We start from the raw sequence: 19,627 nt of genomic DNA on the forward strand, positions 1-19,627 counted from the left end.
ACGCGGATGGGTGCCGGTCACGGGCACGTGCTGTACCGCGAGTCGACCTCGCCGGTGCACCGGCTCCCGCCCGAGGTCAAGATCGTCGCGATGGTGGTCTTCACGATCGCCGTGGTGGCCACCCCGCGCGAGGCGTTCTGGGCCTTCGGCGCGTACGCCCTGCTGGTGGCCGCGGTGGCGGCGCTGGCCCGGGTGGGGCCGCGCTGGCTGCTCAGTCGCGCGCTGATCGAGCTGCCGTTCGTGCTGTTCGCGGTGGCGCTGCCGTTTCTGGGCACCGGCGAGCGGGTCGAGGTGCTGGGGCTGCGGCTGTCCGAGGACGGCCTGCACGGGGCGTGGAACATCCTGGCCAAGGGCACCCTCGGTGTCCTCGCCTCGCTGCTGCTCGCGGCGACCACCACCACCCGGGACCTGATCGTCGGGTTGGACCGGCTGCGCTGCCCGCAGGTGCTCACCCAGATCGCCACGTTCATGCTGCGCTACCTCGACGTGCTGGTCGGCGAGGCGCGACGGATGCGGGTGGCGCGGATTTCGCGGGGTGACGACCCGCGTTTCCTGTGGCAGCTGCGTGGCTTCGCCGCCGGCATCGGGGCGCTGTTCCTGCGTGCCTTCGAGCGCGGCGAGCGGGTCTACCTGGCGATGCTGTCGCGGGGCTACACGGGGCGGATGCCCGCGGTGTGGCAGGGCGACGGCGCGGCGACCGCCGGGCAGTGGCTGGTCGCGGCGACCGTGCCGGTGGTGGCGGCCTCCATCGCCGCGACCGCCGTCGTGCTGACATGATCGGTGTCGTGCAGACCGCCCTCTCGCTGGACGTTCGTGGCGTCCGGTACGCGTACCCGGACGGGCACGTGGCCCTGCACGGGGTGGACCTGACGGTGCCGCGCGGCGAGCGGGTGGCGCTGCTCGGGCCCAACGGCGCCGGTAAGACGACGCTGGTGCTGCACCTCAACGGCATCCTCACCCCGACCGAGGGCAGCGTGAGTGTCGGCGGGCTGACGGTCACGCCGGATCGGGCGACCCTGGCCGAGGTGCGTCGCCGGGTGGGCATCGTCTTCCAGGACCCGGACGACCAGCTCTTCCTGCCCACGGTGGCCGAGGACGTGGCGTTCGGGCCGGCCAACCTGGGCCTGCGCGGCGCGGAGCTGGCCGCCCGGGTGGACGAGGCGCTGGCCGCCGTCGGGATGAGCGAGCATCGGGCCCGGGCGCCGCAGCACCTCTCGTTCGGGCAGCGCCGACGGGTGGCGGTGGCGACCGTGCTGGCCATGCACCCGGAGATCCTGGTGCTGGATGAGCCTTCGTCGAACCTGGACCCGGCGGCCCGGCGCGAGCTGGCCGAGATCCTGCGCGGCCTGCCGGTGACCCTGCTGATGGTCACTCACGACCTGCCGTACGCGGCGGAGCTGTGCGAACGCTCGGTGATCCTGGACGGCGGCCGGATCGTCGCCGACGCCCCCACCGTCGACCTGCTGAGCAACGAGCCCCTGCTGGCCCGCCACCGCCTGGAACTCCCCTACGGCTTCACCCCGCGCACGTAACCCCCCCTCGGCGGATCGTGCACTTACTGTCGCGAGGGCCGCATCGCGGGCACGTCAGGGGGTGGGGACTTTTGTCGCGGCGCGGGAGGCGGCGTGTAGGCGGAGGACTCCGGTTGCTGTCGCGCCGACGCCGGTGATCAGGACTGCGGCCACCATGGCGCGGGCGACCTCGGGTGACCACGGCACCGGGGCGACCGACCGGCTGAACACCGCGGCGTTCGCCACGCCCGCGAAGAGGGCCAGGCAGGCGCCGGCCAGCGCCACCGCGAAGTCGGCCGCCGGGCGGCGGGCCAGCGCGTAACCACCGGCGGCGAGCGCGCCCAGGCCGGTGAGCAGTGCCCAGACCTGACCGCCCAGCAGCCCGGCGAGCACTCCGCCGACGCCCTGGGCGCCAGCGTCCAGCTCCCGCCCCACCGGGTAGAGCACGGCGACCGCGCCGCCGACGACCAGCAGCACGCCGACCGCGGACAGCGCCCGGGCGCCGGCCGTGGAGGCGGCGGCGAGCAGGCCGAGCGCGCCCACCGCGAGCAGACCGACGATGGTCACCGCCCACCAGGTGTACGCGTCCGGCGGCGGCACCCAGTCCAGCGTGCCGGCTATCTGCGCGGGGTCGGCGCCGTCGCGCAGCGGGATCGTCCAGTCCCGGACCCGGTGCTCACGCTCCGGCGCGACGCGTGCCGCGTCGGGTGGTGCCGACTCCTGCCACCGGGCCCGCTGGTCGTGCCAGCGCACGGTGGCCCCGTCGTCGACGCGCTGCCAGGACGGCGGGGCGGCCGGGTCCGCGTCGGCCGGCAGCGCGGTGTCCCCGGCGAGGGTGCGGTTGAGGTACGTGGCGGGGGACCGGCTGTTTTCGTACACGCCGTCCGGACCGACCCGCAGGTACGGCTCGCCGGAGTAGCCGATCACCTCGATCGCCCGGCCGGTGCGGTTGGTCAGCTCCAGTCGGGCGCCCGCCTCGATCACCCGTACCGTCAGGCCGGGCCGGGCCGGCGTGACGCCGGTGACGCGGGTGCGGTAGTCGGAGCCGTCCGGGGCGTCCGCGCCGTGCGCGGCGGCGGGCGCCGCGGTGAGCAGGGTCGTCGCGCAGGCGGCGGCGGCGATCAGAGTGGCGCGCGCCAGCAGGGTACGGATCACCTGCCGGCCGCCGCCACGGCCGCGGTGAGGCCCTGCGGGCTGTGGTCGGCGAGTGGCTGGCCGTTGACCAGGACGGTGGGCGTGCCGGTGACGTCGCTGCGGCTGGCCTCCTCGGTGACGTGTTCGGTCCACGTCTTGTACGTGCCATCGGAGACGCAGCCCCCGAAGGAGCCCCGGTCCAGCCCCACGCCGACGCCGGTGTCGGTCAGCTCGTCGTCGCTGAGCCCGGCGCTGCCCTCGGGTGGCTGCTTGGCGAAGAGCGCCTTGGCGTACTCGCGGAACTTTCCGCCGGCCGCCGCGCAGCCGGAGGCGGCCGACGAGCGCGTGGAGTACTCGGTCGTGGAGAAGCGGTTGAGGTACGCGACCGGGTGGTAGACCACCTTCGCCTTGTTCTCGGCCACCAGCTGCTCCAGCGTCGCGCCGCTGCTCTGCTCGAACTGCTTGCAGACCGGGCAGAGGAAGTCCTCGTAGACGTCGACGGTGACCGGCCCGCCGCCGGTGACGATGCCGGTGCCGGCCTCGTTGACGCCGGGCGGGGTGGTGAAGGTGTCCGAGCGCTGGCTGGACCAGACGCTCCAGCCGATCAGGCCGGCGATGACCAGCACGGCGACGGCGGCGGCGGAGACCCAGAGCGTACGGCGGCGTCGTCGTTCGCGGGCCAGTTGCTCGCGGACCACCCGGGCCGCGTCCCGCTGCCCCTTGCGACTACTCATCCTCGTCCTCCACGGCCGGTTCGGCGGACAGCCACCCGTCCACCGAGACGGGCGTACGCGGCCAGATTGCCAGAAATCCGGCCAGCACCAAGAATCCCAGGTCCCGGAGGATCTCCGGGAGGTAACTCGGGGCCTGTCCCTCGGCGAGCTGCCCGCCGCTGCCGAAGCAGCCGCAGTCGATGGCCAGGCCACGCGCCCAGGCCGAGGAGATCCCCGCGATGAAGACCAGCAGCAGCGCGACGGAGATGGCCGCGCTGAGCCGGGTGGCCAGACCGAGCAGCAGCAGCACGCCCAGGGTCAGCTCGACGAACGGCAGCGCGGCGCCGATCACGGTCGCCACGTCGTACGGCAGCACCTGGTAGGCGTTCACGGCCCGGCCGGAGGCGGCCAGGTCACCGACCTTCGACGCCCCGGCGACCAACCAGACGGCGGCGAGGCCGAGGCGGGCCGCCGTGCTGAGCCAGGGGCGCACGGCCGCCCAACGGCCGGCCCGGATGGGGGGTGCGGTCACGGTCATTTGTCGTCCCGTCTGCTCCGGAGGTTCCGGGCTCAACCGGTGAGGGCGTCGCCGACGGCCTCGACCAGCTCGTCGCGGGCCCGGGCGACGCGGGAGCGGATGGTGCCTACCGGCACCCCCTCGACGTCGGCGGCCTCGGCGTACGACAGGCCGAGCAGTTGGGTGAGCACGAACGCCGCCCGTCGCTCGGGGCTCAGCCGGCGCACGAGGTCGGCGGCGCCGAGCTGCCCGGCCGGGTCGGGATGCGGACGGTCGGTGTACGCGTTCGCGGCCAGCCGCTCGTCGAGACGGCGACGCCGGATCACCGTCCGGAGGTGGTCGGCGCAGGCCCGCCGGGCGATGCCGAGCAGCCAGGTGCGGACACTGGACCGGCCCTCGAACGCCGGCAGGGCCCGAAACGCCCGCAGGTACGTCTCCTGGGTGAGGTCGTCGGCGCTGTCCGGGCCCACCAGGGCGGCCGCGAAGCGCCACACCTCGGCCTGGGTCAGCCGGACGAACACGGCCTGGGCTGCGGCGTCACCGGCGCGCGCGCTCAGGGCCGACTCGGTCGCCGGGTCCCGGGCGACGTCACCTGTCGCACCGGCGGCACCGGAGTCACGCGGGACGGGGATCACGACACACCAGGCTACGCGCCGCCGGGTGTGACGTCAGGGTCCTTCGGCCCTTGGATGGTCTGCACCACGTCGGGAACTTTTCCCCGCCGCCGGCCGACTACCTGCTCATGACACGCGACCTCTCCTGCGCGGCGCTGGCGGCTGGCCGCAGGTGAGCCGATCCTCCGCCTCGGGTCGCCGACATCCAGGTCCGTCGGCGACCATGGCCGGCATGACTGTCGCACCCCGCCGCTGGACCGCCCGGCTGGCCGCCGCCGGCCTCCTGGTCACCGTCGTCGCCCTGTTGATCGCGCCAGCCACCCCGGCCAGCGCCCACGCGGTGCTGTCGAGCAGCAGCCCGGCCGCCTCGTCGGTGGTGCCGAGCGGGCCGGCCGAGGTGGTGCTCACCTTCAGCGAGTCGGTCCGCAAGGTCCCCGACAAGATCCGGGTCATCGCGCCGGACGGCGCCCGGGCCGACCGGGGCGAGCCGTCCTTCGAGGGCGCCGTGGTCACCATTCCGGTCGACCCGGCCGGTCAGCGCGGCACCTACCTGGTGACCTTCCGGGTGATCTCCGCCGACAGCCACCCGGTCTCCGGCGCGTTCACCTACTCGGTGGGCGCGCCGTCGGCGCCGCCGGTCGATTCCGGCAACGACAGCCGCGCCGACCCGGTGGTGGAGAACGCCGTGAAGGTGGCCCGTTTCCTCGGCTACGCCGGCCTGGTGCTGCTGGTCGGGCCGGCGCTGGTGCTCGCCGCGCTGTGGCCGCGCCGGCTCTCCCGGCGGGGTCCCACCCGGCTGGCCTGGGTGGGTCTCTCTCTGGTGGCCGTGGCCACCCTCGCCGACCTGTGGTTGCAGGTGCCCTACACCGCCGGTGGTGGCCTCTTCGAGGTGACCGGCGAGGGGTTCGGCAGCGTGTTCGGCAGTGCCTTCGGTGCCGCCCACCTGGTCCGGCTCGGCCTGTTGGCGGCCTCGGCGTTCCTGCTGCGCCCGCTGCTGGCCCGCCCGGCCGGCCGGGCCGACGCGATCATCCTGGCCGTGCTCGGCGGGGCGGCCCTGTTGACCTGGCCGCTGGCCGGGCACCCGGCGGCCTCCCCGGCGCCGGCGGTCTCCGTGGTGGTCGACGCGGTGCACCTGGGCAGCATGGCGGTCTGGCTGGGCGGCCTGCTGATGCTCGCCGTCTTCCTGCTGCGCCAGGCCGACGAGCGGGAGTTGGGCGCGATCCTGCCGATCTGGTCACGCTGGGCGGCGCTCGCCGTGTCGGCCCTGCTGCTGGCCGGCACCGTCCAGGCGCTGATCGAGGTGGCCACCCCGGACGCCCTGTTCAACACCACGTACGGGCGGCTGCTGCTCGCCAAGATCGGGCTGTTCGCGATCGTGATCGCCGTGGCCGCGTACTCCCGGCAGTTGGTCCGTCGACGCACGGCGGCCCAGCGACCGGCGCCGGTGCGCCGGGCGGTCCTGGTCGAGTTGGCCGTCACAGTGGTGGTGCTGGGGCTGTCGGCGACGCTGGTGCAGACCACGCCCGCCCGCACCGCCGTGGCCGGGCCGTCCGGCACCCAGGCCGGGCTCTTCTCCACCACCCTGACCAGCTCGCTGTTCACCCTCCAGGTCGAGCTGGACCCGGCCGAGCGGGGCAACAACTCGGTGCACCTGTACGCGTACACCAAGGACAACCAGCCGCAGCCGGTGGCGGAGTGGCGGGCGACCGCCGCGCTGCCCTCGGCCGGGATCGAGCCGATCGAGCTGCCGCTGCTGCCGCTGACCGACAACCACTCCTACGGCGACATCAGCCTGCCGGCCGCCGGCGACTGGCAGTTGAAGATCACCGTTCGCACGTCCGACATCGACCAGGCCACGGTGACCGCCACCGTGCCCATCCGTTAGAGAGGTTCCCCAAGCCCATGACCCGTTTCCGGCGTACCGCAACCGCCGCTGCCGCCCTGGCGTTCACCGCCGTCGCCACCGCCGTGCTCGGCTTCGCCGGGCCGGCGTCCGCCCACGTGACGGTGAACCCGAAGGAGGCGACCCAGGGCGGCTACGCCCGGGTGGCGTTCCGGGTGCCCAACGAGAGCGACACCGCGTCGACCACCAAGCTGGAGGTCGTGCTGCCGGAGAACGCGCCGATCGGCTCGGTGTCGACCATCCCGGTGCCCGGCTGGACGGTGGCGACGGAGAAGCGCAAGGTGGACCCGCCGATCGACGTGCACGGCAGTCAGCTCACCGAGGCGGTCTCCAAGATCACCTGGACGGCGACCGGTGACGCGGCGGTCAAGCCGGGCCAGTTCCAGGAGTTCGGCGTCTCCATGGGGCCGCTGCCGAAGGTCGAGTCCATGGTCTTCAAGACCCTGCAGACGTACTCGGACGGCAACATCGTGCGCTGGATCGACGAGCCGCAGCCGGGCGGCGAGGAGCCGGAGAAGCCCGCTCCGGTGCTCACCCTCACCGCCGCGGGGCCGTCGGCGTCGGCCGCCCCGGCCGCTACGGCCGTCGCCGCGGCAGACGATGACGACGACGAGAGCGAGGGCACCGCGATCGGCCTCGGCATCGCCGGCCTGGTCGCCGGCCTGGCCGGTCTGGTGCTCGGCGGGCTCGCGTTCGCCCGGACCCGCCGGGGCCCGGTCGTCAAGCCCTGACCCCGTCGCTCACCCGCTGGCCCGCCGGACAATCCGGCGGGCCAGCGTGCTTCCCGGGACCGAAGTCGGCCGTGCCGTGGATATCCCCTGATCAGCCGGTGTACGTCGGTAAGGTCGGCCGGGTATCTGGCTACGGAGGGGGACGCTGCGAATGCGGTTCGTGCGGGTGATCACCGGATTGCTGCTGTTGGTCATCGGGATTCCGGCGCTGTTCGCCGGCGGCGGGCTGTGGCTCGTCACCCGGCACGCCGACCCCGGTGGGACCTTCGCCGCCCGGTTCGAGACGGTCCGCACACCCGGCCACGCGGTCGTGGTCACCGATCTCGACCGGCTGCTGCGGCGGGAGGCGCCCTTCGCGCGTGGCGCGCAGACCCGCCTGCGGCTCGACGCCCGTACGCCCGATGGCCCGGCCTTCGTGGGGCTGGCGCCCACCGCCGAGGTGCGCCGGTGGCTGGAGTCCGTGCCGTACGCCTCGGTCCGCCGGGTGGCGTTGGCCCGAGGTCCGCTGCCGGTTCGCACGGACCCGGCGGTCCCGGCGGCGGCCCCGACCGCCGGTGCGGCCCCCACCCCGCTCGGTCGCCCGTTCTGGGTACGCGAGGGTGTCGGCACCCTCGAGTGGAGCGCCGACGAGCTGAGCGGCGAGTCGATGAGCCTGGTGGTGATGCGCCCGGACGGTCGCGCCGACCTGAGCCTGGATCTGCGCGCCGAACTGAGCGCGGGTTGGGTCGGTCCGGTCGCCTGGGGCCTGCTGGCGGCGGGGGTGCTGCTGGTGGCGTGCGCGGTGCTGCTCCTGCTGCGCCCGCCGCGTCCGCGCGAGGTGGTCTTCGTGGTCGAACCGGACCAGGTGCCGGTGCTCGCCGGCCGGCTCGGGGTCACGTCGCTCAGTGGCCTGGGCGCCCGGGATCCCGGTGCGGCCCCGCCGCTGCCGGCGGTGCGACAGCTCGCCCCGGTCGGCTCCGGCGCGGCCGAGTGGCAGCGGTCGGCGTCCGGCGTCGAACCGATCCGGCCGGTCACCCTCGCCGACCTGGACGCTCCGGCGCGGCTGCCCCGGCCGCCGGAGGTGGCGTTGAGCCTGGCGTGGCCGCCCACCGGCACCGAGCCCACGGCACGGCCGGTGCGGACGGACTGAAGCGGCGAGTGGCCCTCCGCGCTGCCGACGCGGAGGGCCACTCTCACCGGGGGATCGGTGCTACCCGAGCGACGCTTGAGGTAGGTGAGTCCAGATTAGCGCTGATGGTGGCTACTGGGGACTTGTGTCCATTTGGTGCGACTTTTCCTCAGTCCGGATCGGGCGGGCCACCCGGACCGGCAGGACCACCAGCAGCAGCAGGCTGAGCAGCACGTAGCCGTTGCGCAGCACGAAGTCCACCGGGTCGTCGGTGCGGACCGGTGCCACCCCCCAGTCGTGGAACGACACCACGCCGTAGATGATCACTGCGGCGGTGCCCACGGCGAGCCCGGCGAGCCACCGCCGTCGGCGGAACTCCTCCGGCCGGTTCGCGCTCAACGCCGCATCGGCGAGCAGCACCACCGCCGGCACGAACCAGTAGATGTGGTGGGTCCAGGTGATCGGGCTGACCAGAGCGCCGACCAGACCGGTCAGGGTCAGGCCGGTCAGCGCGTCACCGGCACGCGCGGCGCGGACCGCCCGCCACAGGCCGTAACCGGCCACCACCGCGACCACCAGCAGCCACAGCAGCCGGTCCGGCTTCTCCGGCGCGGTGAACCGGCTGAGCAGCCCGAAGAGCGACTGGTTGCCGGTGTAGTCGGTGCGACCCACCCGGTCGTTGTCCCACAGCTCCTGCGTCCAGAACCGCCACGAGTCCCCGGGCGCGACCGCCGCCGCGAGCAGGGTCGCCGCCGCCGCCGTCGCGCTCGCCACCGCGGCGGCCCGCCACCGTCGGGTGGCCAGCAGGTACACGATGAAGATGCCCGGGAAGAGCTTGAGCGCCGTCGCCAGCCCCACGCCGACCCCGGCCCAGCGCCGCGCCTGCGGTACGGCGAACAGCAGGTCGGCCAGGATCAGCACGACCAGCAGCATGTTGATCTGCCCGAACGTGATCGTCTCGCGGGTGCTCTCCACCGCCAGCACCAGCAGCACGGCCACGGTCAGGGTGAACGTTCGCGGCAGGTGGTGCCGGGCGATCACCGGCGTCACCAGCCACCGGGTGGTCACCACCACGGCCACCACCGTGAGCACCGTGAAGATCACCACGGTGGCGCCGAGCCGGATCAGCCCGAACGGCCACAGCAGCAGCGCGCTGAAGGGTGGATACGTGAAGTACAGCTCACCCTGCACCCGGTCCGGCTGGACGTAGTCGTAGAGCGGGTGGCCCGCCGTCCACCAGTCCATCGCCGACATGTAGATCTTCAGGTCGAAGAAGTTGTGCACCAGACCGGGCAGGTAGAGCGCCGGCAGCACGGCGATCAGCGCCACGATCGCGACGAGCCGACGGACCGTACGGCCACCGGGATCGTCGTCGGTGACGGCGGGTGGTGCGACGGGTTCGGCTGGCACTTGAGAAACCCTAGCGGTCCGTCCGGTCCAGAGCGCGCAGCCGTGGGGCGTGGGCTGCGCGTAGGCTGTCCCGGTGGCTGATCTCCTCGTCTGGATCGACTGTGAGATGACCGGGTTGGACCTTGGCAGTGACAAGCTGATCGAGGTCGCGGCACTGGTCACCGACCCCGACCTCAACGTGCTGGGTGATGGTGTCGACGTGGTGATCCACGCCGACGAGGCCGCGCTGGAGGCGATGCCGGAGATCGTCCAGACCATGCACGCCAAGTCCGGCCTCACCGAGGAGGTCCGCCGCTCGGCGGTCACCCTGGCCGAGGCCGAGGACCGGGTGCTGGAGTACATCAGCACCTTCGTCAAGGACCCGCGCACCGCGCCACTGTGCGGCAACTCGATCGCCACCGACCGTGGCTTCATCGCCCGGGACATGCCCCGCCTCGACGCGCACCTGCACTACCGCATGATCGACGTCTCGTCGATCAAGGAACTCTGCCGCCGCTGGTACCCCCGGGTGTACTTCGGTCAGCCGCAGAAGGGCCTGGCGCACCGGGCGCTCGCCGACATCCGGGAGAGCATCCGGGAGCTGGAGTACTACCGGCGCACCATCTTCGTCCCGCTGCCCGGCCCGGACGTCGAGACCGCCAAGGCCATCGCCGCCGACCTCTGACGGCGCCCGCCCCCTGCGGGGGCGGCGCTCGCCGGCCCTGCTGTCGGCGCTCGGCGCGGTCGGCGGGGAACCCGCTGGACGCCGTGAGCGGTGGTGTGGCTATTATTGGTCCGCACCCCGCCCGGGGCGATCGACCGGGCGTCGGAGGCGTGGTGGCTGTAGCTCAGTTGGCAGAGCACCGGGTTGTGGTCCCGGTTGTCGTGGGTTCAATTCCCATCAGTCACCCCATATCTCAGGCCCCCTCCACGAGGGGGCCTGAGTTGTTTTTCTGTCACGCGACTGGGTGATCGACTCCAGGTCGCCGATCTGGGGGTGTTCGGCCGTCCGGACACCCCAACCTCGCCGACCTGGAGTGGATCAACCGCTGGGTCGGGGAGTCGCACGCGAAAGCCCCCTCCGTGGAGGGGGCTTTCGTCGTTCTGGCAGCTCAGGCGGTCGGCGTGGCGGACGGGGTGACGGCGCCGTCCGGGGTCGGCGAAGCGTCCGGGTCGGCCGGCGGCTCGTACGGCAGGGCGCTGCCCTTGACGTACTCGTCCCAGCTCATGTTCCAGTCGGTCCAGCCGTTGCCGTTCTGGAGCTTGCGCTCGGTGCCCTTGACCGTGATCGGGTCGCCGATCTGGGTGTTCTTGAACAGCCAGTCGCCGTTGGCCATCGACACGTTCACGCAGCCGTGCGAGACGTTGACGCTGCCCTGCTGCCCTTCGGACCAGGGGGCCGCGTGGATGAACTCGCCACCCCAGGTGAGCCGCTGCGCGAAGTCAATCTTGGTGCGGTAGCCCTCCTCGGGGCCCAGCTCCTCCATCGTGTCGAACACGGTCTTGCGCAGTTTCTCGATCACGACCATCGTCCCGCTGGACGAGGGGGTGCTCTTCTTGCCCAGGCTGACCGGGATGGTCTTGATCACCGAGCCGTCGCGGGTCACCGTCATCCGCTTGGTCTTGTTGTCCACGGTCATGATCAGCGACGAGCCGATCTTGACGTCCACGGAGAGGTCCGAGCGGCCGTAGTAGCCGTCACCCATCGGCAGGCCGCCGGCCTGAACGCGGTAGGAGACCTTGCTGTTCGCCTTCCAGAACTCCTTCGGCCGGTACCGGATCTCGGTGGGGCTGACCCAGTGCCAGATGCCCTCCTGGGCCGGCGTCGAGGTCACCGTCATCCGGCGCTGCACGTCGTCGCGGTAGTCCTCCGGAACGGCACGGCTGAACTTCACGATCAGCGGCATCCCGACGCCGACCACCTGGTTGTCGCCGAGGAAGCTGCTCACCCGTACCTGCTTGTCGGGCTTGGCCATCGTGGTGAAGGTGCTGGTCGCGGTGGCCGGCCGGCCGTCGTCGCCGGTGGCGGTGACCGTGGCGGTGTAGCTGGTGGCGTACTCCAGCGCCCCGTTCGGAAGCCACGTCTTGCCATCCTTGGCGAGGGTGCCCTCGACGGCCTTGCCGGACGCGTCCTTGAGGTCGACGGTGGTCTCCTCGGCGTCCTTCGTGGTGAAGGTGATGCCGGTGGACGCCGGCACGTCCTTGGCGTCCGCCGCCGGCTCGCTGATGGTCGCCGCCGCCTTGGGGGCCGGGCTCTCGTCGCCGCCCTGCCACGAGGACGGCTTGCCGCCGTCGCCGTTGGTGCAGGCGGAGGTGAAGGCCAGCGCCACGGCGAGCAGCCCCGCCGCGAGCACGCGGCGTCGCCCACGGGGCCGGATCAGCTGGTCCTGGCTAGCTCGCATGATGTCCTCACAGTCGTGGTCCCTGACCCATCGTCTCCTAATGACGCGCCAGAACCGGCCTCGGTTGCCGAGGGTGAACCGGAACACGCCGATCAGGATGCCGGAATCTTGGTACCATCCGGCGTTTCGTGATTCGGGCTCGTCTTTGTGCCGGGACTGAGGGTCGCCGCCGCCGTCGTCACGGCGCGGGCAGTGCAAGGGTACGCGCCGGCCTGTGCCATCGGCAGGGCCGGCGCAAAGGAGCCGAACCGTCAGAGCGCCGGGCCGGACCCACCCTTGGGCACCGGCAGAGCGCTGCCCTTCACGAACTCCGACCAGCTCAGGCTCCATGCCGTCCAGCCGTTGCCGGCGACGATCTTGCGCTCGGTGCCCTTGATCGTGATCGGATCGCCGATCCGCGTCTTGTCGAACAGCCACTTGGCGTTCGCCGTCGACACGTTCACGCAGCCGTGCGAGACGTTGGACCGCCCCTGCACATGCTCCGACCAGGGCGCGGCGTGGATGTACTCGCCACCCCAGGTGAGCCGCTGAGCGAAGTCGATCTCGGTGACGTAGCGGTTGGCCGGGTCCGGGTCGTCGCGGGTGTCGAAGACCGTGGACTCCTTCTTCTCCATCACGACCATCGTCCCGCTCGACGACGGGGTGCTCTTCTTGCCCAGGCTCACCGGGATGGTGCGCGACAGCGCACCGTTCTCGTACACCGACATCTTCTTCGTGGCGTTGTCGACCTTCATCACGAACGACCGGCCGATCTTGGCGGTGGCCTTGCGGTCGACGTCGCCGTACTTGCCGTTGCTCAGCGGCACGCCGGCCAGCGCGATCCGCACGGTGATGGTGGTGCCCGGCTGCCAGTACTCCGGTGCGCGGTAGTAGGCCTGGGTGCCGTTGTCGACCCAGTGCCAGGCGCCCGGCTGCGGCGGGTCGGTCTTGACGAACATCCGCTTCTGGACCGCGGCCCGGTCCTTCTTCGGGATGCCCGGGTGGAACTCGGTGACCACCGGCATGGCGACCCCGTAGCTCTTGTCGTCGAAGAGGTACAGGCCGGACCCGATGGTCGACTTCGGCTTGGCCATCGTGGTGAAGGTGCTGGTGCCCTGGCTGGTCGTGCCGTCGGGCCCGGTAGCGGTCACCGTGGCGGTGTAGTTGGTGCCGTACTTCAGGGGAGCGGACGGCACCCAGGCGGAGCCGTCGGTGCGCAGCTTGCCCTCCACCGCACCCCCGCCGGCCGCGGCCAGGGTGACTGAGGCGACCTTGCCACCGTCCGGGAGCTTGGCGCTGATCTCCGTGCTCACGGGCTTGTTCTTCGTGCCGTTGGCCGGGCTCAGCGTCAGTGCCGGCCCACTGGGCGCGCTCGACCCACCCGGGGCTGACGGCGCAGCCGATTCGGGTACGGCACTTGCATCTGTCGACGTCCCGCCGACGAATTCCGGCTTCTTCTGCTCGTCGCCGCACCCGGTCAGTGCCAGCGACGCCGCCAGGGTCAGAGCGCCCACCACCGCCCCGGCTCGCGTGAACCGTGCCATCCCCACCTCTGTTCTCGCGTACCTGGCGGACATCGTGCCCCATCAGTGCCCCGACCCATGCCCCTGCCCCGGAGCTGGCGTTCGGTTTATGACTGTATGTCCCTTAAGCTCGACCGAAGGGGGGAGTCGGGTAACCGGATTGGAGCCCGAGTTGGCGGGGTGCTAATGTTCTCTCCGTTGCCGACGAGCGCCGCTAGCTCAACTGGCAGAGCAGCGGACTCTTAATCCGCGGGTTCGGGGTTCGAGTCCCTGGCGGCGCACCAACGAGCAAGGCCCTGATCTGGTGTTCACACCAGGCCGGGGCCTTTTTCGCGTACGTTGCGGTCGGCGCGGGCGACCTGCCGGGCGCTACCGGGCCCGTCGGTGTCGTCCTGCTCGGAGACGCCGGTGCTCACCTCGACCGGGGCTACCCGTTCCTGAGATCATGTCGCGATGCGGGGACCGGCATGAGCATCACGTCCGTCATCAACTACAAGGGCGGGGTCGGTAAGACCACGATCACCATGAACCTCGGCGCCGAGCTCGCCGCCCGTGGCCGCAAGGTGCTGCTGATCGACTTGGACCCGCAGGCCAGCCTCACCTTCTCGTTCTATCCGGCCGCCGAGTGGGAGACCGACCTCGCGTACGAGAGGACCATCCTGCAGTGGTTCGGCTCGGTGCTTGCCGACGAGCCCACCGGCGCGCTGCACCCGTACGTGCTCACCCCGGAGCCGGTCAACGCGCTGCTGCCCGACGGCGGCCGGCTCGACCTGATCGCCTCCCACCTTCAGCTCGTCGACGTAGATCTGGACCTCGCCGCGGCCCTCGGCGGGTCACGCTTTCAGCACGGCAGCCCGCATTTCCTGCCGCTGCACCGGGCGCTCGCCGACGCGCTCGCCACCGACGAGTTCGCCGGGTACGACGACATCCTGATCGACTGCGCGCCCAACTTCACCATGGTCACCCGGACGGCCATCGTGGCCAGTGAACACATCCTGACCCCGGCGAAGCCCGACTACCTGTCCACACTCGGCATCGACTACCTGCGCAGCAAGGTCTCCGAGCTGGTCCGCGATTTCAACCGGGTGGCCGCCCCCGGCCCGACCATCGACCCGCAGTACCTGGGCGTGGTGTTCACTATGATCCAGTACGCCGCGGGTGGTCCGATCACCGCGTCCCGCAACTACATGCGGCTCACCGACAACCTGGAGGTCCCGGTGTTCCGGCAGACCATCCGGGAGAACAAGACCCTGTTCGGCACGGCCGGTGAACGGCACCTGCCCGCCGTGCTGGTGCCGAACGCCAACGACAAGGTGCAGTACGAGCTCCAGCAGCTGGCCAGCGAGTTCCTGGCCCGCACCCGCCCCTAGAAGGAGAGCCACCGGTGTCCGACCCCGCCGACCTCGCCCACGCCGTACTCCTGCGGGTGGCGGAGTTCGTCCGCGCGCTGCCCGCCGACCAGCTCGCCGCCCTGGCCGACGGCGCGGCGAAGCTCGCCGTCGTCGACAAGGCCCGGCCCGCCGCCCGGACGACGACGGCGGCTTCGGCCGGCGTGGACACCAACCGGGTCCGCACCGACCTCGCGGCGATCGGCGACCGGGCGGCCGGCGCCCGCTACCTCGCCGACCTGAAGCTCACCGTGGTGAAGCTGCGGGCGCTGGCCAGGGAGCTGGGCATCGCGGTGCCCAGCAAGGCCAAGAAGGCCGACATCGAGCAGGACATCCTGCAGTGGACGGTGGGCCGACGGCTGGATTCGGCCGCCATCAGCCGTCCGTCGGCCGCCCGGAACTGACCGCGTCCTCCGGCAGCAGGCTGGCCCGCAGCTCGGCCAGCACGTCGGCCCAGAACGCCGGCGGCGCCGCGCCGCGGAGCTGACCGGCGAGATGTTCGGCAAGCCGGTGCGCCTCCCGCCGGGTGAACGTCGCGTCCGCCGGGTCGTCCATCGACGGCCGGGGCCGGACTGGCGCGTCCAGCGGCACCGGGTCGCCCGTGCAGACGATGTCCAGGTGCCCGGTCGTGCGAGTCAGCGCCACGTACAGCAGCCGGTGGCCGCGTTCGTCACTGGCCACGATCTCCACCGGTTCGACCACCACCACCGCGTCGAACTCCAGGCCCTTGGCCTCCTGCGGGCTGATCAGGTTGACCGCGCCGCCCAACTCGCCCCGGTCGGCGCTGCTCCAGGTCATCCCGTTCGCGGCCAGCGCCGCCTCGACCGGTCGCCGCTGCCGGGGCGGGCAGACGATGCCGACGAACCGGCCGGCTTCGGCGTGCCCCCGCGCCACCGTGACCGCCCGGCCGGCCAGCTCGGCCAGGCCCACCCGGTGCACGCCGGTGTCCGCCGGCCCGTCCCGGACCACTTCCACCGGTGTCACGCCCGGCGCGGCCACCGGCAGCAGCGGCGCCGCCGTCTCGTACGCCTGGCGGGGTACGCGGTAGCCGTACCGCAGGGGGGTGATCCTCGCCGGGTGCACGGTCGGCAGGTGGGTGAGCACCTCGTCCCACGAGTCGCGCGCCCAGTTGCCGGTGGACTGGGCGAGGTCACCGACGACCGTCAGCGACCCGGTGGCGCTGCGTCGGGCCACCGCGCGCAACTGCATTGGGGACAGGTCCTGTGCCTCGTCGACCACCACGTGCGCGTACCGCCGGCCCGGCCCGTCGATCAGGTGCGCCAGCTCGTCCAACAGCGGCAGGTCCGCTGCCGACCAGGTCTCCCGGGACAACCGGTCCGCGCCACGCCGGTGCAGCGCAGCCACCTCCGCCGGGGTGAACTCGTCCCCGGCGGCTGCCCGCAGCCGCGCGGTGGAGCCCAGCAGGTCACGCAGGAAGCCGGCCGGGGTCTGCGGCGGCCAGAGCCGGTCGGTGAGATTGCCTACCGCCTCCGAACGGGCCGGGTCCAGCCCGGTCCGGGCGGCGACCAGGGCGGTGAGCCGGTCGCGCAGCAGCCCACGGCGGCCCCCGTACGGCAGGGTCGCCGCCCGTGCCGCGGCGAGCGCCTCGGCCACTTCGACACCGGGCAGGGTGACGAAACGGCCGCCGACCAGCAGCCGCTCGGCCGGGTCCGGGGCGCCGATCCGGGCGTCCAGCGCGCGGGCCAGTAGACCCGCCATCCGGGCCTCGCCCTTGATCCGGGCGACCGCGTCGGGCTCGGTGCGGCCCCGCGGCACATCCGGGCCGAGCCGGCCGACGTCGCGCAGTTCCACCCCGTCGTCGCCCAGCGTCGGCAGCACCTGGCCGATGTACCGGACGAAGGTCGGGTGCGGCCCGACCACCAGCACATCCTGCGCCGACATGTCGTCCCGGTGCTGGAACAGCAGCCAGGACACCCGGTGCAGTGCCACGGCGCTTTTGCCGGTGCCGGGACCACCCTCGATCACCAGCACCTGGTCGCGCGGGGCGCGGATCAGGGCGAACTGGGCGGCCTGAATGGTGGCCACGATGTCCCGCATGGTGCCGGTACGCCCCCGGGCCAGATCGGCCAGCAGTTGCGCGTCCACCGCCTCGGCGATCTCGGCGAGGATGGTGTCGGCGACCTCCTCGATCGTGTTCCCGGCGCAGATGAAGGCGCGCTTGCGACGTACCCCCGCTGGGTTTTCCGGGGTGGCCTCGAACCAGCCTGCGGCGGCCGGCGCTTGCCAGTTGACCACCAGCACCTCGCCCTCGGCGTCCCGGATCAGGTGCCGCCCGACGTACCAGGTGTCGCCCGTCTCTGCGTCCACCCGGCCGAACGCCACCGCTTCGTCGGCCGCACCCAACGCCCGCCGCGCCGCGTCGGCGTACCGGCGCAGGTGCGCGGCGGCGCCGGAGTGGGCCGCGGCGGACGGCAGGTGCCGCAGGTCATCGCGACGTCGGTTCCGGTGCGCCGCCGCCGCATCGAAGTACGCCTGCTCGGCGGCGATCTCGGCAGCCCTGGACGTCACGCACCCTCCCCACACCCGAGCCGGCCCGTGGGACCGACGGGATTCGATCCGGTTACCGTACCGGTCGGGTCCGACCCCGCGTCGGCCGTGGATGGACACCCACCGTCCTTGCCCGAGCCGCGATACTGGGGCCGTGTCGAGTCTTCGTCGAGTGCTCAGTGCGATTCGTGGCGCCCACCGGGCACGCTGGCTGCGCCGCGCCCTGCTGGTGGCGGCGCTCGGGGCGGTGTTGGCCGGCGCGGTCACCGGGGGCAGCGTGGTGTGGGTCCGCTCTGGCGCGGAGGGCCGGACCTTCACCGTCGAGGACGTTCCCGAGGCGCCGGTGGCCCTGGTGCTGGGCGCCCAGGTCGACCCCGGCGGGCAGCCGTCGGCGTTCCTGGCCGCCCGGCTGGAGATCGCGCGGCAACTGCTCACGGCCGGCAAGGTCCATGCCATCCTGGTCTCCGGTGACCACATGAACTGGGGGTACGACGAGCCGGGCGCAATGCGGCAGTGGCTGGTCGACCGGGGGGTGCCCGACCAGAAGGTGGTGCTCGACCACGCCGGCTTCGACACGTACGACTCCTGCGCCCGGGCCATGCAGATCTTCGGGGTGCGCCAGGCCACCGTAGTCACCCAGTCCTTTCACCTGGACCGGGCTGTCACGCTCTGCCGGGCCCTCGGCGTCGAGGCCAACGGCGTGGGCGACGAGACGGCCAAGCGGTACGCGCCGCTGTGGCGCCGGGGCGTCGCGCGCGAGTACGGCGCCGCCGACAAGGCGGCGTGGGACGTGCTGTCCGGGCGTGACCCGGTGTACCTGGGCCGGTACGAGACAGGCGTCGACGACGCCCTGCGAGGCTGAACCGGCGGCACGCCACCCAGCGCGAGGGGCAGTGACGGGGGGCGCACGGCGCCACGATCGACGTCACGAGCCACCTCGACCACGGCACGCTGTTCGCCATCACGTTCCCCTCGTCGTCCCAGCCTCTCGCCGACGCCGCACAGCCAGCGCAGACGACCGACAGACGGCCCTGACCGTCCTGTCCGGACGGCCAGGGCGGGCCCGTCAGGCCGGGCCCGTGGCCCGCAGCCGTGGCCACCGCTGCTCGGTCCAGGCCCGCAACAGCCACTCCACCGGTCCGTACCGGAACCGGGCCATCCACGCCGCGCTGGCGGCGAGCTGCACGCCGTAGATCGCGACCGCGATGAGGAGGACGACCGGGGGTGCGACGGCACCGGCGAGACCCAACCCGACGCCGGTGAAGACCAGTACGCAGAGCAGTGACTGGCCCCGGTAGTTCGACAGGGACATCCGTCCGGCCGGCGCGAGTACGGCGACCACCCGCCGTCCTCGGTCGGTCTGGAAGAACTCAAGAAGGGTGGCGGCGTACGCGGCCGCGAGCAGCGGCGCGGTGAGTACGCCCACCGTCAGTCCGGTCAGGTTGGCGGTGCCCCCACCCGAGGCGAAGACCACCGCACCGGCCAGGCCGATCGGATAGCCCAGCTGCTGCACCCGACGCAGGAGCCGCCGGTTCCCGACGACGTCGGTGAGGAGCCGGCGAGCGCGAGGACGAAACCGATTCCGCCGGTCAGCAGTACGGCGGCGCGCAGGGCGGTCCCGACGGCGACTCTTCGCGTGGCGAGCAGGACCAGGCCGAGCAGTGCGTACGTGGTCAGGATGTCGCCCTGGAACAACAGCACCGCGTGCAGGATCCCGAGCACGAAGAGCCCGGCCAGCCGTCGCCGGAACCGGGGAGCGAAGTCGACGCCCCGCCGAGCGGCGGAGTCGAGCTGGAGCGTGAAGCTGTAGCCGAACAGGAAGGAGAAGAGCAGGTACGCCTTCATCGCGAGGAGCGCCTCGACCACCCACCGGGCCGCCTGGTCGCCCCACGAGTCGTGGGCGGGATCGGGGACCAGATGGAAGGGGTAGCCGGAGGCGAAGAAGGCGATGTTGACAACCAGGATGAGGAGCAGCGCCACGGCGCGCAGCGCGTCGACGTCGGCGATCCGGGAGAACGTCCCGGGCGACCCGTCATCCACGGCTGGCGGGTCTTCGATGGAGAACGTCACGCGACCACCCCGTGGCGAACAGGAAATCGTTTCGATGGCTCCTCCGTGACGCTATGAAACGGCCTGTCCAGGTGACAGCCGGTGAGCGGGAAGGTCGCCGGTGGGGCAGGCCCTACCCCCGGGGTGGAAGGTGGAAC

General features: G+C 72.3%; 18 protein-coding genes, 2 tRNA genes and 1 pseudogene. 11 read left to right on the forward strand and 10 right to left on the reverse strand.

Annotated elements, in window-relative coordinates:
- The first annotated feature begins 6 nt into the window (after window positions 1-6).
- Both cbiQ and ABZT87_RS02615 read left to right on the forward strand, forming a co-directional pair.
- Window positions 7-777: a cobalt ECF transporter T component CbiQ gene (gene cbiQ, locus ABZT87_RS02610; protein ID WP_354855160.1), complete on the forward strand. Its 771-nt coding sequence runs from the start codon at window positions 7-9 to the stop codon at window positions 775-777.
- Window positions 774-1,532 (forward strand): ABC transporter ATP-binding protein, encoded by a 759-nt coding sequence (locus ABZT87_RS02615; protein ID WP_355133167.1) that lies wholly within the window; start codon window positions 774-776, stop codon window positions 1,530-1,532. The genes cbiQ and ABZT87_RS02615 overlap by 4 nt, the downstream gene beginning before the upstream one ends.
- 54 nt (window positions 1,533-1,586) lie before the next feature.
- Here the strand turns inward: ABZT87_RS02615 and ABZT87_RS02620 are convergent, their stop codons facing one another.
- Genes ABZT87_RS02620 through ABZT87_RS02635 form a run of 4 tightly spaced genes read right to left on the reverse strand, consistent with a single transcriptional unit; the run spans window position 1,587 to window position 4,510 of the window.
- Window positions 1,587-2,666 carry a hypothetical protein gene (locus tag ABZT87_RS02620; RefSeq protein WP_355133169.1) on the reverse strand — a complete coding sequence of 360 codons (1,080 nt, stop codon included), beginning with the start codon at window positions 2,664-2,666 and terminating at the stop codon, window positions 1,587-1,589.
- Window positions 2,663-3,379: a thioredoxin domain-containing protein gene (locus ABZT87_RS02625; protein WP_355133171.1), complete on the reverse strand. Its 717-nt coding sequence runs from the start codon at window positions 3,377-3,379 to the stop codon at window positions 2,663-2,665. Before ABZT87_RS02625 ends, ABZT87_RS02620 begins: the two co-directional genes overlap by 4 nt.
- On the reverse strand, window positions 3,372-3,896 hold the full coding sequence (locus ABZT87_RS02630; RefSeq protein WP_355133173.1) for a MauE/DoxX family redox-associated membrane protein: 525 nt from the start codon (window positions 3,894-3,896) through the stop codon (window positions 3,372-3,374). Before ABZT87_RS02630 ends, ABZT87_RS02625 begins: the two co-directional genes overlap by 8 nt.
- Before the next feature lie 32 nt (window positions 3,897-3,928).
- Window positions 3,929-4,510 (reverse strand): sigma-70 family RNA polymerase sigma factor, encoded by a 582-nt coding sequence (locus ABZT87_RS02635; protein ID WP_355066939.1) that lies wholly within the window; start codon window positions 4,508-4,510, stop codon window positions 3,929-3,931.
- A gap of 202 nt (window positions 4,511-4,712) precedes the next feature.
- Here ABZT87_RS02635 and ABZT87_RS02640 point away from each other — a divergent pair, with 202 nt between their 5' ends.
- The 3 genes and pseudogenes from ABZT87_RS02640 to ABZT87_RS02650 form a co-directional block, all read left to right on the forward strand.
- Window positions 4,713-6,374 carry a copper resistance protein CopC gene (locus ABZT87_RS02640; RefSeq protein WP_355133175.1) on the forward strand — a complete coding sequence of 554 codons (1,662 nt, stop codon included), beginning with the start codon at window positions 4,713-4,715 and terminating at the stop codon, window positions 6,372-6,374.
- A gap of 17 nt (window positions 6,375-6,391) precedes the next feature.
- Window positions 6,392-7,123: a YcnI family protein gene (locus tag ABZT87_RS02645; RefSeq protein WP_354855167.1), complete on the forward strand. Its 732-nt coding sequence runs from the start codon at window positions 6,392-6,394 to the stop codon at window positions 7,121-7,123.
- 679 nt (window positions 7,124-7,802) lie between these two features.
- Window positions 7,803-8,081 (forward strand): annotated as a pseudogene (locus tag ABZT87_RS02650) (hypothetical protein); the annotation flags it as partial.
- A gap of 282 nt (window positions 8,082-8,363) precedes the next feature.
- On the opposite strand, the gene ABZT87_RS02655 reads toward ABZT87_RS02650, so the two are convergent.
- Window positions 8,364-9,641 (reverse strand): glycosyltransferase 87 family protein, encoded by a 1,278-nt coding sequence (locus tag ABZT87_RS02655; RefSeq protein WP_355133177.1) that lies wholly within the window; start codon window positions 9,639-9,641, stop codon window positions 8,364-8,366.
- Between the two features lie 73 nt (window positions 9,642-9,714).
- Here ABZT87_RS02655 and orn point away from each other — a divergent pair, with 73 nt between their 5' ends.
- Together orn and ABZT87_RS02665 are read left to right on the forward strand one after the other, a co-directional pair.
- On the forward strand, window positions 9,715-10,305 hold the full coding sequence (gene orn, locus ABZT87_RS02660; protein ID WP_354855169.1) for an oligoribonuclease: 591 nt from the start codon (window positions 9,715-9,717) through the stop codon (window positions 10,303-10,305).
- 152 nt (window positions 10,306-10,457) lie between these two features.
- Window positions 10,458-10,533 (forward strand) — tRNA-His (locus ABZT87_RS02665).
- Between the two features lie 199 nt (window positions 10,534-10,732).
- Here ABZT87_RS02665 and ABZT87_RS02670 read toward each other — a convergent pair.
- Together ABZT87_RS02670 and ABZT87_RS02675 are read right to left on the reverse strand one after the other, a co-directional pair.
- Window positions 10,733-12,022 (reverse strand): Ig-like domain-containing protein, encoded by a 1,290-nt coding sequence (locus ABZT87_RS02670; protein WP_354855170.1) that lies wholly within the window; start codon window positions 12,020-12,022, stop codon window positions 10,733-10,735.
- Window positions 12,023-12,273: 251 nt separating this feature from the next.
- Window positions 12,274-13,545, reverse strand: a complete 1,272-nt coding sequence (locus tag ABZT87_RS02675; protein ID WP_355133179.1) for an Ig-like domain-containing protein — start codon at window positions 13,543-13,545, stop codon at window positions 12,274-12,276.
- A gap of 187 nt (window positions 13,546-13,732) precedes the next feature.
- Between ABZT87_RS02675 and ABZT87_RS02680 the strand changes: the two genes are divergently transcribed.
- The 3 genes from ABZT87_RS02680 (at window position 13,733) to ABZT87_RS02690 (ending at window position 15,316) form a co-directional block, all read left to right on the forward strand.
- Window positions 13,733-13,808 (forward strand) — tRNA-Lys (locus tag ABZT87_RS02680).
- A gap of 183 nt (window positions 13,809-13,991) precedes the next feature.
- Window positions 13,992-14,894, forward strand: a complete 903-nt coding sequence (locus tag ABZT87_RS02685; protein WP_354855172.1) for a ParA family protein — start codon at window positions 13,992-13,994, stop codon at window positions 14,892-14,894.
- Between the two features lie 14 nt (window positions 14,895-14,908).
- A complete protein-coding gene (locus tag ABZT87_RS02690) occupies window positions 14,909-15,316 on the forward strand; it encodes a hypothetical protein (RefSeq protein ID WP_355066943.1) in 408 nt (135 codons plus the stop codon).
- On the opposite strand, the gene ABZT87_RS02695 is transcribed toward ABZT87_RS02690, so the two are convergent.
- On the reverse strand, window positions 15,288-17,441 hold the full coding sequence (locus tag ABZT87_RS02695; RefSeq protein WP_355133181.1) for a UvrD-helicase domain-containing protein: 2,154 nt from the start codon (window positions 17,439-17,441) through the stop codon (window positions 15,288-15,290). The genes ABZT87_RS02690 and ABZT87_RS02695 overlap by 29 nt on opposite strands.
- 151 nt (window positions 17,442-17,592) lie before the next feature.
- Between ABZT87_RS02695 and ABZT87_RS02700 the strand changes: the two genes are divergently transcribed.
- The gene (locus ABZT87_RS02700) at window positions 17,593-18,282 is read left to right on the forward strand and encodes an ElyC/SanA/YdcF family protein (RefSeq protein ID WP_355133183.1); all 690 of its coding nucleotides are present in this window, start codon (window positions 17,593-17,595) and stop codon (window positions 18,280-18,282) included.
- A gap of 204 nt (window positions 18,283-18,486) precedes the next feature.
- Here ABZT87_RS02700 and ABZT87_RS02705 read toward each other — a convergent pair whose 3' ends face one another.
- Window positions 18,487-18,933 (reverse strand): DUF418 domain-containing protein, encoded by a 447-nt coding sequence (locus ABZT87_RS02705; protein WP_355133185.1) that lies wholly within the window; start codon window positions 18,931-18,933, stop codon window positions 18,487-18,489.
- Window positions 18,858-19,490: a hypothetical protein gene (locus ABZT87_RS02710; RefSeq protein ID WP_355133187.1), complete on the reverse strand. Its 633-nt coding sequence runs from the start codon at window positions 19,488-19,490 to the stop codon at window positions 18,858-18,860. Before ABZT87_RS02710 ends, ABZT87_RS02705 begins: the two co-directional genes overlap by 76 nt.
- Window positions 19,491-19,627 lie beyond the last annotated feature (137 nt).

Origin of the sequence: Micromonospora sp. NPDC005237 (assembly GCF_040607775.1) — a bacterium.
Classification (GTDB): Bacteria; Actinomycetota; Actinomycetes; order Mycobacteriales; family Micromonosporaceae; genus Micromonospora.

Coding starts and splice junctions, on each gene's coding strand:
- cbiQ (WP_354855160.1), top strand. CDS start 7: ATGGGTGCCGGTCACGGGCACGTGCTGTACCGCGAGTCGACCTCGCCG.
- ABZT87_RS02615 (WP_355133167.1), top strand. CDS start 774: ATGATCGGTGTCGTGCAGACCGCCCTCTCGCTGGACGTTCGTGGCGTC.
- ABZT87_RS02625 (WP_355133171.1), bottom strand. CDS start 3,379: ATGAGTAGTCGCAAGGGGCAGCGGGACGCGGCCCGGGTGGTCCGCGAG.
- ABZT87_RS02630 (WP_355133173.1), bottom strand. CDS start 3,896: ATGACCGTGACCGCACCCCCCATCCGGGCCGGCCGTTGGGCGGCCGTG.
- ABZT87_RS02640 (WP_355133175.1), top strand. CDS start 4,713: ATGGCCGGCATGACTGTCGCACCCCGCCGCTGGACCGCCCGGCTGGCC.
- ABZT87_RS02645 (WP_354855167.1), top strand. CDS start 6,392: ATGACCCGTTTCCGGCGTACCGCAACCGCCGCTGCCGCCCTGGCGTTC.
- ABZT87_RS02670 (WP_354855170.1), bottom strand. CDS start 12,022: ATGCGAGCTAGCCAGGACCAGCTGATCCGGCCCCGTGGGCGACGCCGC.
- ABZT87_RS02675 (WP_355133179.1), bottom strand. CDS start 13,545: ATGGCACGGTTCACGCGAGCCGGGGCGGTGGTGGGCGCTCTGACCCTG.
- ABZT87_RS02685 (WP_354855172.1), top strand. CDS start 13,992: ATGAGCATCACGTCCGTCATCAACTACAAGGGCGGGGTCGGTAAGACC.